This window comes from Streptomyces sp. NPDC093094 (assembly GCF_044754345.1).
Lineage (GTDB): Bacteria > Actinomycetota > Actinomycetes > Streptomycetales > Streptomycetaceae > Streptomyces.
Map to the genome: position 1 here is coordinate 71,362 of NZ_JBIVOX010000007.1, position 14,050 is coordinate 85,411.

General features: G+C 70.8%; 13 protein-coding genes. All 13 read right to left on the bottom strand.

The window, feature by feature from the left end:
- Positions 1–5: 5 nt before the first annotated feature.
- The gene (atpE, locus tag ACIQGV_RS16385; protein WP_018521144.1) at positions 6–230 is read right to left on the bottom strand and encodes an ATP synthase F0 subunit C; all 225 of its coding nucleotides are present in this window, start codon (positions 228–230) and stop codon (positions 6–8) included.
- Positions 231–304: 74 nt separating this feature from the next.
- Complete coding sequence (gene atpB, locus ACIQGV_RS16390) at positions 305–1,129, bottom strand: F0F1 ATP synthase subunit A (protein WP_402495145.1); 825 nt, start codon at positions 1,127–1,129, stop codon at positions 305–307.
- A 225-nt stretch (positions 1,130–1,354) separates the two neighbouring features.
- A complete protein-coding gene (locus ACIQGV_RS16395) occupies positions 1,355–1,789 on the bottom strand; it encodes a hypothetical protein (protein ID WP_402495146.1) in 435 nt (144 codons plus the stop codon).
- A gap of 299 nt (positions 1,790–2,088) precedes the next feature.
- On the bottom strand, positions 2,089–3,423 hold the full coding sequence (locus ACIQGV_RS16400) for an MraY family glycosyltransferase (protein WP_402495148.1): 1,335 nt from the start codon (positions 3,421–3,423) through the stop codon (positions 2,089–2,091).
- Between the two features lie 163 nt (positions 3,424–3,586).
- Positions 3,587–4,825, bottom strand: coding sequence for a serine hydroxymethyltransferase (gene glyA, locus ACIQGV_RS16405; RefSeq protein ID WP_402495150.1), 1,239 nt, complete (start codon positions 4,823–4,825; stop codon positions 3,587–3,589).
- 72 nt (positions 4,826–4,897) lie between these two features.
- Entirely contained in the window at positions 4,898–5,566 is a 669-nt protein-coding gene (locus ACIQGV_RS16410) for a protein-tyrosine-phosphatase (RefSeq protein WP_402495151.1), read from the bottom strand.
- Complete coding sequence (locus ACIQGV_RS16415) at positions 5,563–6,210, bottom strand: L-threonylcarbamoyladenylate synthase (protein ID WP_402495153.1); 648 nt, start codon at positions 6,208–6,210, stop codon at positions 5,563–5,565. The genes ACIQGV_RS16410 and ACIQGV_RS16415 overlap by 4 nt, the downstream gene beginning before the upstream one ends.
- Positions 6,211–6,262: 52 nt before the next feature.
- The gene (prmC, locus tag ACIQGV_RS16420; protein ID WP_402495154.1) at positions 6,263–7,108 is read right to left on the bottom strand and encodes a peptide chain release factor N(5)-glutamine methyltransferase; all 846 of its coding nucleotides are present in this window, start codon (positions 7,106–7,108) and stop codon (positions 6,263–6,265) included.
- Between the two features lie 38 nt (positions 7,109–7,146).
- Positions 7,147–8,223 carry a peptide chain release factor 1 gene (gene prfA / locus ACIQGV_RS16425; protein ID WP_402495157.1) on the bottom strand — a complete coding sequence of 359 codons (1,077 nt, stop codon included), beginning with the start codon at positions 8,221–8,223 and terminating at the stop codon, positions 7,147–7,149.
- 106 nt (positions 8,224–8,329) lie between these two features.
- Entirely contained in the window at positions 8,330–8,551 is a 222-nt protein-coding gene (rpmE, locus tag ACIQGV_RS16430; protein ID WP_345056158.1) for a 50S ribosomal protein L31, read from the bottom strand.
- Positions 8,552–8,673: 122 nt separating this feature from the next.
- Positions 8,674–9,807, bottom strand: coding sequence for an LCP family protein (locus tag ACIQGV_RS16435; protein WP_402495159.1), 1,134 nt, complete (start codon positions 9,805–9,807; stop codon positions 8,674–8,676).
- A gap of 222 nt (positions 9,808–10,029) precedes the next feature.
- A complete protein-coding gene (locus ACIQGV_RS16440) occupies positions 10,030–11,784 on the bottom strand; it encodes a trypsin-like serine protease (RefSeq protein WP_402495162.1) in 1,755 nt (584 codons plus the stop codon).
- An 80-nt stretch (positions 11,785–11,864) separates the two neighbouring features.
- On the bottom strand, positions 11,865–13,868 hold the full coding sequence (gene rho, locus ACIQGV_RS16445; RefSeq protein WP_402495164.1) for a transcription termination factor Rho: 2,004 nt from the start codon (positions 13,866–13,868) through the stop codon (positions 11,865–11,867).
- Positions 13,869–14,050 lie beyond the last annotated feature (182 nt).

The following is a 14,050-nucleotide window of genomic DNA, read 5'->3' on the forward strand; positions in this document are numbered from 1 at the left end:
TCGTCTTAGTAGACGAACGGCATGACCAGACCGATGAGGGCCAGCGCCTCACAGAAGGCGAAGCCGAGGATCTGGTTGGCGCGGATCAGACCGGCAGCCTCGGGCTGGCGGGCGAGGGCCTGGGTGCCGTTGCCGAAGATGATGCCGACGCCGACGCCGGGGCCGATGGCAGCGAGACCGTAACCGACGGAGCCGAGGTCACCGGTGACAGCAGCGAGGGTCTGGGACATGCCAGTTCTTCCTTCTCTTTACGGACCGGTGGGGGTTGGCCACCGGACGGCTGGGGGTACGAAAGCGGGGGTGCTCAGTGGTGCTCGGCGAGCGCGCCCTGGATGAAGGTGCAGGTCAGCAGGACGAACACATACGCCTGGACCGCCTGGATGAAGAGCTCGAACGCGGTCATGACGATGACCATCGCGAACGAGACGGCCGAGTAGGCGATGCCGATGCCGTTCAGCATGTACCAGGTGGCAATGGTGAAGAGCAGCAGCAGCGTGTGACCGGCGAACATGTTCGCGAAGAGTCGGACCGCGTGCGTGAACGGGCGGACCAGCAGGTTCGAGAAGAACTCGATCGTCATGGCCAGCGGGAGCACCGGGCCGAGCGACTTGTCGTAGCCCGTGAAGTTCTTGAAGGCGCCGACGAAGCCGTGCCGCTTGAACGTCAGCGAGACCCAGGTCACGTAGACGATCAGGGCCAGGATCGCCGGGTAGGCGATGATCGACGTCACCGGGAAGGCGGCCACGGGAACGATGGACCAGAGGTTCATCATCCAGATGAAGAAGAAGAGGGAGACGGCGAGCGGTACGTACTTCTCGCCCTCCTTCTTGCCGATCGTCTCGTAGACGATGCCGCGGCGGACGAAGTCGTAGCCGGCCTCGGCGACCATCTGGAGCTTGCCCGGGACGAGCTTCGGCCGGGCGAAGGCCGCCCAGAAGAAGCCGACCACGATGATGGAACCGAGCAGCGCGAGCAGCATCGGCTTGTTGAAGTAGAAGCCGTTGCCGTCGGCGTCGCCCCAGAGCGGCTCGAACAGGAACGAGTGCAGGCCCGGAGCCGGGAAGCCACAACCGTCGAACAGGTGGCAGTCGGTCTCGAAAGCGAGCACCTGCGTCGGGTCAGCACTCACCGCGGGCTCCTTCGTCGTGGCGCATAGGTACGGCAACCTCGTTGTGTCGGCGCGGCGTGCGGCCGCGTTTCGGCACGGGACTGGTGTTTCGGATGTGGGGGCGGCTTGGGGGCATCTCGCCTCGCGATCGAACAGGCGTCAGCTCGGATGCCCGCGCCCGCGATGCCGCAGTTGGCACCGGACGATAGCAGCATCTCTCAGACGCCTTTATCCCGGCCCTACCCCTCACGACGAGTGCCCCGATTTTCCGGGCTTGTCGCCGGTCGAGTCGGGTTCGACGTAGAGAATCTTGGACTTCATGTGCGCCCGCGTCTGTGCCGCGATCCACGTCAGGGTCGCGATGACGAGCGTGAGCGCGAAAGCCTTGGGGTTGAACAGCGTGGTGTTCTTGAACGCCGCGACGAAGATGAACAACAGCAGGATCTGCGCCGCGTAGAGCATCAGGCCCATGGCCTGGAACAGATGCGGAAGCGATTTGGCAGTGCGCTGCAGCACATAGAGGCCGATCCCCATGAAGAGGATCACGACCAGCGTCGCGACGACCGCCCCGACCGCTCCTTCACCGCCGGCCACCACACCGCTGACGACGGCCGAGACCGCGCCGACGGCCGCTGTGGGCACGGCGGCCTGGGCCAGGATCCGGACGTCATTGGACGGCATGGCGGCAACTCCGCTTTCAAAGGGGGCAGGGGTGTCGTCATGGACGAGCGTAGTCCCGGGCTGAGAGAGAACCTCATGTCCGAACGGACCGTCGCACTACGGTCCTTCGGCTCTATCCGGGGTTCTCGTGAACCGTATCACAAACTATTTGATGAGGTCTTTACCTGCCGGGTGTGCTCGCTGTCACACATGAGAGTGAACGTGCGCGTCTGTGCAGAAACCGGGGAGGCTTGTCTGGTATTAGCCCGGTTCGCTCCCCCATGATTTGGCAATGCTCTAGTCAGATTCTTACCTTCGCGTCAGCGCGAGGTGCCGGCCTTTCGCCGGTCCGAGGGGCTCGTCCGGGCGCTCAGAGCGGTCGCTCCGTTGACCGTCGGCACCCCGGCCGCGACCGGGGTGCGCGGCTCCTCCGGGACCGCCTGCGGATCGTGCCCGGCGGACGCCGGGACGGATTCCGGTTCGCGCCTGCTGCGGCGGTAGCGGGGCGGCAGGAAGTGCTCGGCCCACACGGGCGCGCGCGGCGTGAAACGCGGCAGCAGAAGCAGCACCAGCCCGATCGCGCTGAGGCCCACCACCCCGAGGACGATCCACATGGACGCCGAGTTCACCGAGTAGGCCAGCGCCCCGAACGCGATCAGCGCGGACCAGAAGTACATGATCAGCACGGACCTGCTGTGCGAGTGGCCGATCTCCAGCAGCCGGTGGTGCAGATGCCCCCGGTCCGCCGCGAACGGCGACTGGCCGCGCCAGGTGCGCCGCACGATGGCCAGGACCAGGTCGGCGGCCGGGATCGCGATGATGGTCAGCGGCAGCAGCAGCGGGATGTAGACCGGCACCGTCTGGTGCACGGCCTCCTTCTCGGACCCCGCGAACAGCTTCAGCGCGTCGGGGTCCACCTGCCCGGTGACGGAGATCGCGGCCGCGGCCAGCACCAGGCCGATCAGCATCGACCCGGAGTCGCCCATGAAGATCCGCGCCGGGTGCATGTTGTGCGGCAGGAAGCCCAGGCACATTCCCATCAGGATCGCCGCGAACAGCGTCGCCGGGGCGGCCGCCTCGATGCCGTACGACACCCAGACGCGGTAGGCGTACAGGAAGAACGCCGCCGACGCGATGCACACCATGCCCGCCGCGAGACCGTCCAGACCGTCGACGAAGTTCACCGCGTTGATGGTGATGACCACCAGGGCGACCGTCAGCAGGGTGCCCTGCCACTGGGTCAGCGCCACGTTGCCGACACCCGGGATGGGCAGCCACAGGATCGTCAGACCCTGCATGACCATCACACCCGCGGCGATCATCTGGCCGCCCAGCTTGATCAGCGCGTCGATCTCGAACTTGTCGTCCAGGACACCGATCAGCCAGATCAGCGCGGCACCGGACAGCAGCGCCCGGGGCTCGTTGGACGTCTCGAAGACCGCGCTGAGGTTCGCCAGATGGCCGGCCACCAGCAGGCCCGCGCACAGGCCGAAGAACATGGCGATACCGCCGAGCCGCGGAGTGGGCTCCCGGTGCACGTCCCGTGCCCGGATCTCCGGCATCGCCCCGGCCACGATCGCGAACTTCCGTACCGGCCCTGTCAGCAGGTACGTCACCGCGGCCGTGATGCAGAGCGTCAGCAGGTATTCACGCACGGGCTTCCCCACAGGTCTCGCTGGCCATCACAGCCCCACACCCTAGCGACGGTCGCGTACGCGACGCATATGTGTGGGGACATCCGGGTAGCGACGATGGTTGCACGTGTGGCTGTGTCCCGGTGCACGGCCCCGTACGGACACCCTGGGCGTCTGCCCCGGTTCAGCCGGGATAAGGCGGGAAGGCGCCGGCCAGCTCCCGCACCTCCTCGCGGGCCCTCCTGGCGCCGGGCTCGTCCCGCACCACCGCCGCCAGCAGCGCGGCGACCCGGGCCATCTCCCGCTCGCCCATGCCCTGCGTGGTGAGGGCGGCCGTGCCCAGACGCAGCCCCCGGGTGTCCCCGTGCGGCAGCACACAGCAGTCCACGACGACCCCGGCCGCGGCGAGCCGGCCGCGCGCGTCACGGCCGTCCACGCCCATGGGCGCCGGGTCGGCGACGATCAGATGGGTGTCGGTGCCGCCGGTGGTGACGGCGAGTCCCTCCGCGGCCAGCCCGGCCGCCAGCACCCTCGCGTTGGCCACCACCTGATGCGCGTACACCTCGAACGCCGGCGTCGCCGCCTCGCCGAACGCGACCGCCTTCGCCGCGACGGTGTTCATCTGCGCGCCGCCCTGGGTGAACGGGAACACCGCCCGGTCCACCCGCTCGGCCAGCTCCTGGCCGCACAGCAGCATCCCGCCGCGCGGCCCGCGCAGCACCTTGTGGGTCGTCGCGCACACGATGTCGGCGTACGGCACCGGACTGGGCGCCGCTCCCCCGGCCACGAGCCCCATGGGATGGGCCGCGTCGGCGATCAGGAAGGCGCCCACCTCGTCGGCGATCGCCCGGAAGTGCGCGTAGTCGAGATGGCGGGGATAGGCGATCGAACCGCACACCACGGCCTTCGGACGGTGCGCCCGGGCCAGGGCGCGGACCTGCTCGTAGTCGATCAGCCCGGTCTCGGCGTCCACGCCGTAGCCGACGAAGTCGAACCAGCGTCCGGAGAAGTTCACGGGCGAGCCGTGGGTGAGGTGCCCTCCGTGCGTCAGCCCCAGCGCCAGCACCGTGTCGCCGGGACGCAGCAGGGCCGCGTACGCGGCGAGCATCGCGGAGGAGCCCGAGTGCGACTGCACATTGGCGTGCCCGGCGCCGAACAGCGCCTTCGCCCGGTCCACGGCGATCCGCTCGGCCACGTCCACCATCTCGCAGCCGCCGTGGTAACGGGAGCCGGGATACCCCTCGGCGTACTTGTTGGCGAGCGGTGAGCCGAGCGCGGCCAGCACCGCGGGCGAGGTGAAGTTCTCGGCGGCGATCAGCTGGAGCGTCGTCGACTGGCGCTGGAGCTCCCCGTGCAGGACGTCGGCCAGCTCGGGGTCCTGGCGGCGCAGGAGGTCGGCCTCTGGGGCGGAAGTGACCGTCATGGTGGGCTCCGGGCGTGCGTCGGCGTTGACGTACGTCCAATGTAGGCCCGGCCCGCGCGGTGCGCGCGGCTGCTACATCCGTGCGGGTACGCCCGTCAGGGCCGTCACCACCGGGTCCAGGGCCTCGTGTATCTCTTCGCCGATCGAGCGGAAGAACGTCAGCGGGGCCCCGTACGGGTCGTAGACCTCGTCCGCCTCGGCCGTCGGGGCGAGGAGCCACCCGCGTAGAGCCGCGGCGGCACGGACCAGGGCACGCGCGCGGGCGACCACGCCCTCCTCCAGCGGGGGCAGGGTGGCGGGATCTATCGCCTTCACCAGCCGGGTGAACTCCTTCAGCGTGAAGGTGCGCAGCCCCGCCGAGTGGCCCATGGAGATGACCTGGGCACGGTGGTCACGGGTCGCCGTGAGGACCAGGTCGGCCATGATGACGTGCTCGTCGAGCAGTTCACGGCCGGTGAAGCCGGTGGCGTCCGCGCCGAAGTCGGCCAGCACGGTCTCGGCGTTCGCCTCCATGGGCGCGCCCTCGTGGCCCCAGGTGCCGGCGCTCTCCACTATCAGCGGGCCGCCCAGCACGCCGAGCCGCTGCGTCACGAGATGACGGGTCAGCCGCTCGGTGATCGGCGAGCGGCAGACGTTCCCGGTGCTGACGTGGAGGATGCGGAAGCTGTCCCGGGGGAAGCCGAAGGTGGTCGTCTCCTCCCCGATGCCGCCTATGCCACGCCCCGCGTCTGGGGGTGTCAATTGGCCACCTCGAGGTCGGGTACCACCTTGCGCAGCTCGTCCGGCGACAGGGCTCCCTCGCGCAGCAGGACCGGCACCGGACCGCTGACGTCGACGATCGAGGACGGCACGTTGCCCGGGGTCGGTCCGCCGTCGAGGTACACGGAGACGGAGTCGCCGAGCATCCCCTGGGCGGCGTCGCAGTCCTCCGGCGCCGGGTGGCCGGTCAGGTTCGCCGAGGAGACGGCCATCGGGCCGACCTCGGTGAGCAGCTCGATGGCGACCGGGTGCAGCGGCATGCGCACGGCGACGGTGCCACGGGTGTCGCCCAGGTCCCACTGGAGGGACGGCTGGTGCCGGGCGACCAGCGTGAGCGCGCCCGGCCAGAACGCGTCGACCAGTTCCCAGGCCATCTCGGAGAAGTCCGTGACGAGGCCGTGCAGGGTGTTCGGCGAGCCGATGAGGACGGGGGTGGGCATGTTGCGGCCCCGGCCCTTGGCGGCCAGCAGATCGGCGACGGCCTCGGAGGAGAACGCGTCGGCGCCGATGCCGTACACGGTGTCGGTGGGCAGGACCACCAGCTCGCCACGGCGGACCGCGGACGCGGCTTCACGCAGACCGGTCACGCGGTCGGTCGCGTCGTTGGTGTCGTATCGCCGGGCCATGTCTAGCGGTCCTCCTCGTGCGCGGAACTGGGGGCTGAGATCTGGCGGGCGCTCACGGCAGCGCCTTGCGGGCGGTGGCGAACCGCGGACGGTTGTTGAGGTCCGGGTGATCGGCGGCGTCCGCCCAGCCCCGCTCCTCGGTGAAGATCCAGGGCACCTGGCCGCCCTGGGTGTCGGCGTGCTCGATGACGACGACACCGCCCGGGCGCAGCAGCCGGTGCGCGGTGCGCTCGATGCCGCGGATCAGGTCCAGTCCGTCCTCGCCGGAGAACAGCGCCATCTGCGGGTCGTAGTCGCGGGCCTCGGGGGCGACGTACTCCCACTCGGTGAGCGGGATGTACGGCGGATTGGAGATGACGAGGTCGACCTGGCCGTCGAGGTCGGGGAAGGCGTCGAGCGCGTTGCCCTGACGCAGGTCGACGCGGGAGCCCTCCATGTTCTTGCGGGTCCACACCAGGGCGTCCTCGGACAGCTCCACGGCGTGCACCCGGGAGCGCGGCACCTCCTGGGCGAGGGCGAGGGCGATGGCGCCGGAGCCCGTGCACAGGTCGACGATGCTCGGCTCGACCACGTCCATGGCGCGTACGGCGTCTATGGCCCAGCCGACCACGGACTCCGTCTCGGGCCGCGGCACGAACACGCCGGGCCCGACCTGGAGCTCCAGGTACCGGAAGAAGGCGCGGCCGGTGATGTGCTGGAGCGGCTCACGCGCCTCCCGCCGGGCGACGACCTCCCAGTAGCGGGCGTCGAAGTCGGAGTCCTTCACGGAGTGGAGTTCGCCGCGCTTGACGCCGTGCACGAACGCGGCCAGCTCCTCCGCGTCGGTGCGCGGCGAGGGCACGCCGGCGTCGGCCAGCCGCTGAGTGGCCTGGGCCACCTCTGCGAGCAGCAGGTTCACGCTCGTCCTCCGTGAGTGGTACTCGTAGGTCCCGCTGTTTACGCGGCCGCGAGCTTGGCGGCCGAGTCCGCGTCGACGCACGCCTGGATCACCGCGTCGAGTTCGCCGTCCAGGACCTGGTCGAGGTTGTACGACTTGAAACCGACACGATGGTCCGAGATGCGGTTCTCCGGGAAGTTGTACGTACGGATCTTCTCGGAGCGGTCGACGGTGCGGACCTGGCTGCGGCGGGCGTCGGCGGCCTCCCTCTCCGCTTCCTCCTGCGCCGCTGCGAGCAGCCTGGAGCGCAGGATACGCAGTGCCTGCTCCTTGTTCTGCAGCTGGCTCTTCTCGTTCTGGCAGGAGGCGACGACTCCGGTGGGAATGTGCGTGATGCGCACGGCGGAGTCGGTGGTGTTGACGGACTGGCCGCCGGGACCGGAGGAGCGGTAGACGTCGATCCGCAGATCGTTGGGGTTGATCTCCACGTCCACCTCCTCGGCCTCGGGGGTCACGAGGACACCGGCCGCGGAGGTGTGGATGCGGCCCTGGGACTCGGTGGCCGGCACGCGCTGCACGCGGTGCACACCGCCCTCGTACTTCAGCCGCGCCCACACGCCCTGACCGGGCTCGGTCGCCCCCTGGCCGCCCTTGGTCTTCACCGCGACCTGGACGTCCTTGTAGCCGCCCAGCTCGGACTCGGTGGCGTCGATGATCTCGGTCTTCCAGCCGACGCGCTCGGCGTAGCGCAGGTACATGCGCAGCAGGTCGCCGGCGAACAGCGCGGACTCGTCACCGCCCGCGCCCGCCTTGATCTCCAGGATGACGTCCTTGTCGTCGGACGGGTCCCGGGGGACGAGGAGCAGGCGCAGCTTCTCCGTCAGCTCCTCGCGCTGCTTCTCCAGGTCCTTGACCTCGGCGGCGAAGTCGGGGTCGTCGGCGGAGAGCTCGCGCGCGGTGTCGATGTCGTCGCCGTGCTGCTTCCAGGAGCGGAACGTGGCGACGATCGGGGTGAGCTCGGCGTAGCGCTTGTTCAGCTTGCGCGCGTTGGCCTGGTCGGCGTGGACGGAGGGGTCCGCGAGCTTCTTCTCCAGGTCGGCGTGCTCGGTGACCAGTTCCTCGACGGCCTCGAACATCTTGGGCTCCTGTGTGGTGACGGGGGTGAAGGGCGGGCGACCAAAAACGCCGGTCCCGGGCACGCCCCCGTGGGGGCATGACCGTGGACCGGCGGATGGGGGCTCGCTACTTCTTGGAGCCGGCGGCCTTGCCGAAGCGGGCCTCGAAGCGGGCCACACGGCCACCGGTGTCGAGGATCTTCTGCTTGCCCGTGTAGAACGGGTGGCACTCGGAGCAGACCTCGGCCCGGATGGTGCCGGACTCGATGGTGCTGCGGGTGGTGAACGACGCGCCGCAGGTGCAGCTGACCTGCGTCTCGACGTACTCGGGGTGGATCTCGCGCTTCAAGGTGTCTCCTAGTTTCGGGAGGGCGCCGGGTCGTCCTCGCGGGGTGCGGGGACGTGAACCGGAGCCGACGTACCAGTCTGCCAGGACTGGGGCCTACTCCCCAAACCGGGTCCTGCCGTCGGCTATTCCCCGACGACGCTCTCGGCCCGGCCGGTGGCCGTGTCCGCCGTCGCGGCCCGGGGGATCGGCCGGTCGTCCCTCAGGGCCGTCCAGACCAGGTCCGCCTTGTCCTGGTCCGGCAGGACCCGGTTCGGGTCCGCCGGGTCGTACCGGACCGGCATGGTGATCATGGTCATGCGGGACGGGCCGATGTCCTTCAGGCCGTTCGCCCACGACAGCAGGGAGTTGACCGAGCCGAGGTCGGAGTCGGTGGTGATCGCCTTGGTCGCGGTGTCCGCGAGGCTGTAGAGCTTCCTGGGGTCGGTGAGGACGTCGACCTCCTTGGCCCGGGCGACGAGGGCCTTGAGGAATGCCTGCTGGAGCTGGATGCGGCCGAGGTCGGAGCCGTCGCCGACGCCGTGACGGGTGCGGACCAGGCCGAGGGCCTGCTCACCGGTGAGCCGGTGGGTGCCGGCCTTCAGGTCGAGGTGGCTCTCGGGGTCGTCGATGTCCTGCGTGGTGGTGACCTCGACCCCGCCGAGTTCGTCGACGAGCTTCCGGAAGCCGCGGAAGTCGACCTCCAGATAGTGGTCCATGCGCAGGTCCGTGATCGACTCGACGGTCTTGACGGCGCAGGCGGCACCGCCGACGGAATAGGCCGAGTTGAACATCACGCCGCGCGCCGCTTCGTGGACGACGCCGTCGGGGCCGGTGCACTCGGGCCGGTCGACGAGGGTGTCGCGCGGGACGGAGACGACGCTCGCCCTCCTGTGGCCCTCGTGGACGTGCACGATCATCGCCGTGTCCGAGCGGGCGCTGCCGTCGTCCGCGCCGCCGCCGAGCTCCCTGTTGCCGCCGGAGCGGGTGTCCGAGCCGAGGACCAGGATGTTCTCGGAACCGTTGTCGGCCTTGACGGGGCGGTCGGTGCCGAGCGCCCGGTCGATGTCGACGCTGTGGAGGTTGCCGTTGAGCCTGAAGTACACGTAGCCGGCTCCGGCGCCGCCCAGGACGACGACACCCGCCGCGGCCCATGCCCCGATCAGGAGACCTCTGCGGCGCTTGCCCCGGGGCTCGCGGCGGCCCCCGGCCCTGCGGCGAAAGGCCGCGGAGTCGGGTGCGCCCGGTGTGCCGGGGCCCGGCGTGCGGTCGGCGGACATGTGCTCCTCGGCTCTTCGTCCGGTCGGTCGCCCCCTGAGCGGACGGACGGGCCGGGCCGGAACGACCCGTACCGTTCCATCGTCGCTCCGGCAGGCCGGACGGGGTAACCCGGAGGAAGGCCGCACGGCGTCCTGTGCGGGCCCTGTGGTGCGGGCGGACACGGAGCGCGGGCGGACACAGAGCGCCGACGGGCCGGGCGGGCGGCCCGCCGGCCGGCGGTCTCAGCCGAGGAGGTCGTACTGGTCGAAGTCCGGAGCGGCCGGGACACGGGTCTCGAAGATCTCCGACGAGGCCCTGCCGGTGCCCTTGTAGAGGTAGAGCGTGCCGTCGCGGCCGCGGGCGAGCAGGTCGGCCCTGCTGTCGCCGTTGACGTCACCGACGGCGTCGAGGAGGTCGTAGTCCTTCCAGGTGCGCACCTCCACCGGGTCGGCGAAGGCATGCGGACCGGCCTCGCCGGTGCCCTGGTGCACAGAGACACGGCCGTCTCCGTCACCGCGGGTGATCAGGTCGGCCCTGCCGTCGTCGGTGAAGTCGCCGTGGCCCAGGACGAGGTCGTACGCGTTCCAGCCGGAGCCCGACCTCACCCGGGGGGCGAAGGTGCCGTCTCCCTTGCCGGGGTAGATCCACAGCACGCCGGAGGCGTCGACCGAGAGCAAGTCCGGCAGGTCGTCGCCGGTGACGTCGCCGGGGGTGACGATCTGGGTGCGGGAGCTCCAGCCCTCGGCGATCCTCGTGGTCCGCCAGGCTCCGGCCGCCGGGACGTAGTGCGCCCAGTGGACGTCGCCGTCGCTGTGCCGGCGCCAGACGACGTCCTCGAAGCCGTCGCGGTCCAGGTCCGTCTGCACGACCAGGTCGACCGCGCCCCAGTTGCCCGCCTCGTCGCGGGGGTCGAAGGTGCTGCCCTTGGACGCCTTGAAGAAGCCCGTCCCGTCCGGGGAGCGGCGGGCGAACAGGTCGGCCCGGTGGTCGCGGCTGAAGTTGGCGTCGTCGATGCGCGGGCGGACCGTGCCGATGTACTTCCGGACCTTGGTGAACAGACGGTTGTGTCCGGCGCCGGAGACGACGCCCACGACGCGGTCGCCGACGACGAGCGGCGCGCCGGGGTCGCCCTGGGCGGTGCCGCCGGTGCACACCATGTGGTCCGCGACGAAGGCGTCGCCGTACCGCTCGGCGCACCCCGCGTCCGACCGCAGGGGCAGGGTGTCCGTCCGCAGGGCCGCGGCGGCCTTCCCGGCGGCGGAGCCGGTGGCGCGGCCCCAGCCGTAGACCTCGGCGGGGGTCCCGGGCCGGTACGCGGCGGTCTCCGTGGCCGTCGTCAGCCGGATCGGCTCGGCCCGCACCGGCGCGTCCAGGGTGAGGACGGCGATGTCGTTGTCGAAGGTGTCGGGGCTGTACGACGGGTCGTAGTACTGGCGCAGCGGCAGCGAGGCGGTGCCGCCGTGCAGGTCGGCCCGGCCGGAGGGGGCGGTCGCCCGCTCGGCGGTGCCGGTGACGACGGCGCCGAACGCGTACCAGTTGTAGCCCTTGACGCAGTGCGCGGCGGTGAGGATCTTCGTCGGCGCGACGACGGCCCCGGAGCAGAAGAAGCCCAGGTCGTCGGAGGTGGCGGGGGTGCCGCGGTCGTCGTGGTACCAGAGCTGGGCCATCCAGGGCGCGGCACCCTCGGGGGCGGTCCCGCCGGGGGCCCGGTCCTGGCTCCGGGTCCGGGCCGGGGAGGACTCGGAGGCTTCGGGGGTCTCGGGCCCGGCGGTGTCGTCACCGGCGACGGCGCCCGCGACGCGCCGCTCCAGCTCGCCGGAGGCCAGGGTGGTGTACCCGGGCGGCGTCACCGTCGGTTCGGGGACGGCGGGAGCGGCCCCCGCGACCTGTGCCAGCACGAACGCGGCCAGCGCGACGGCGACGGCGGCGGCGGTGGCGGGCAGGGCGATCCGCATCCGGCGGCTGCGCCTGCGACCCTCGGGCGTGGAGGTCTCCACTCAAGTCCCCTTAGGGGTGAAAGCGGTAAAAAAGAGGGCCGCCCCCGATGAAAGGGGCGGCCCTTTCAGAACAACAACCGTCAGTCGCCGTTGCCCGGCGCCGGGGTGGTCTTCTGGATCTGCATCAGGAACTCGACGTTCGACTTGGTCTGCTTCATCTTGTCGAGCAGCAGCTCGATCGCCTGCTGCTGGTCGAGGGCGTGCAGCACCCGGCGGAGCTTCCAGACGACGGCGAGCTCCTCGTTGCCGAGCAGGATCTCTTCCTTGCGGGTGCCGGACGCGTCCACGTCCACCGCCGGGAAGATGCGCTTGTCGGCGAGCTTGCGGTCGAGCTTGAGCTCCATGTTGCCGGTGCCCTTGAACTCCTCGAAGATCACCTCGTCCATGCGGGACCCGGTGTCCACCAGGGCGGTGGCGAGGATGGTCAGCGAGCCGCCGTCCTCGATGTTGCGGGCCGCACCGAAGAAGCGCTTCGGCGGGTACAGGGCGGTCGAGTCGACACCACCGGACAGGATGCGGCCGGAGGCCGGGGCCGCCAGGTTGTAGGCGCGGCCCAGACGGGTGATCGAGTCGAGCAGGACGACCACGTCGTGGCCCAGCTCCACCAGGCGCTTGGCGCGCTCGATGGCCAGCTCGGCGACCGTGGTGTGGTCCTCGGCCGGGCGGTCGAAGGTCGAGGAGATGACCTCGCCCTTGACCGACCGCTGCATGTCGGTGACCTCTTCCGGACGCTCGTCGACCAGGACGACCATCAGGTGGCACTCGGGGTTGTTGTGGGTGATCGCGTTGGCGATCGCCTGCATGATCATGGTCTTGCCGGTCTTCGGCGGGGCCACGATCAGACCGCGCTGGCCCTTACCGATCGGCGACACGAGGTCGATGATGCGGGTGGTCAGCACGCCCGGGTCCGTCTCCAGACGGAGGCGGTCCTGCGGGTAGAGCGGGGTCAGCTTGTTGAACTCCGGTCGGCCGCGGCCGGATTCGGGCGCCATGCCGTTCTGCGAGTCGAGGCGGACCAGCGCGTTGAACTTCTCGCGGCGCTCGCCGTCCTTCGGCTGCCGGACGGCACCGGTGACGTGGTCGCCCTTGCGCAGGCCGTTCTTGCGGACCTGGGCGAGGGAGACGTACACGTCGTTCGGGCCGGGCAGGTAGCCGGAGGTCCGGATGAAAGCGTAGTTGTCGAGGATGTCCAGGATGCCCGCGACGGGGATCAGGACATCGTCGTCGGCGATCTGCGGCTCCTGCACGTCGTCGCGGCCGCGGCGGCCACGGCGGTCGCGGTAGCGGCCGCGACGGCCACGCCGGCCGCCGTCGAAGTCGTCGTCGTCCTGCGGACCGGTGTTGCGGTCCTGACGGCCGCCGCCCTGCTGCTGGCCCTGCTGCTGGCCGCGCTGGCCCTGCTGCTGGTCGTCGCCCTTGCGGCGGTCGCGGTCGCGGTCGCGCTCACGGCCGCGCTCACGGCGGTCGCGGCGGCGGTTCTCGCCGCCGTCGGCGGAGTCACCCTTCGCGTCACCCTGCTGGGCCTGGGCCGGCGTCTCGGCCCTGGCCTCGTTCCTGGCCTCGGCGACGACGGTCTCGGGGCTGCCGGCCTCGGCGGTGGCACGGCGGCGGCGGCGCTCGACGGGAGCGTCCTCCCCGCCGCGCTCGGCCTCGCTCGCGCGGGCGGTGCCCCCACCGGGCTGGCCGGGGATCTCGATCTGCTGCTGGGCCACGGCCTTCTCGGCGGGGGCCTCGGCCTTGGCGTCCGCCTTCTTCTCGGCGGCGTCGTCACCCGTGCGGGCCTTGGAGGTGGCACGGCGCTTGGGCTTGGTCTCGGTGGCGGCCTCGGCCTTCGCGGCCGGAGCGCCGCCCTGGGCCTGCGCCTCCTTGATGACCTCGATCAGCTGGCTCTTGCGCATACGCGCGGTGCCCCTGATGCCGAGGCCGGATGCGACCTGCTGCAGCTCGGCCAGCACCATGCCTTCGAGGCCGGTACCGCGGCGCCGCCGGGAGCCGGCACCGGTGGCAGGCGCGGAGGCGTCCGTGGCGGGCGCGGCAGCGGTCTCCTCGACACGTGCGCCCATCAGATCGGTGGTGTCGCTCACGAAGGGTCCTTCCCTGGAGCGGACGTCGGCCTGTCTGGCTCGGCGACCGGTTGTGCTGTCCGGCTACGGTCCTCGTCGTGGACCGGCCGGGGCGGTAATCCGCCGGAGCGGCGGATGAGATATCTGGTGATGGCGCTACCTCGACGAGCCGTGGCACCCAGTGTCACGTGGCGTGGTCGCAC

Bases quoted from the DNA above. Each gene is read 5' to 3' on its own strand.
- atpE (WP_018521144.1), bottom strand. From the start codon at position 230: ATGTCCCAGACCCTCGCTGCTGTCACCGGTGACCTCGGCTCCGTCGGT.
- ACIQGV_RS16395 (WP_402495146.1), bottom strand. From the start codon at position 1,789: ATGCCGTCCAATGACGTCCGGATCCTGGCCCAGGCCGCCGTGCCCACA.
- glyA (WP_402495150.1), bottom strand. From the start codon at position 4,825: ATGACGGTCACTTCCGCCCCAGAGGCCGACCTCCTGCGCCGCCAGGAC.
- ACIQGV_RS16415 (WP_402495153.1), bottom strand. From the start codon at position 6,210: ATGGCCCGGCGATACGACACCAACGACGCGACCGACCGCGTGACCGGT.
- prfA (WP_402495157.1), bottom strand. From the start codon at position 8,223: ATGTTCGAGGCCGTCGAGGAACTGGTCACCGAGCACGCCGACCTGGAG.
- ACIQGV_RS16435 (WP_402495159.1), bottom strand. From the start codon at position 9,807: ATGTCCGCCGACCGCACGCCGGGCCCCGGCACACCGGGCGCACCCGAC.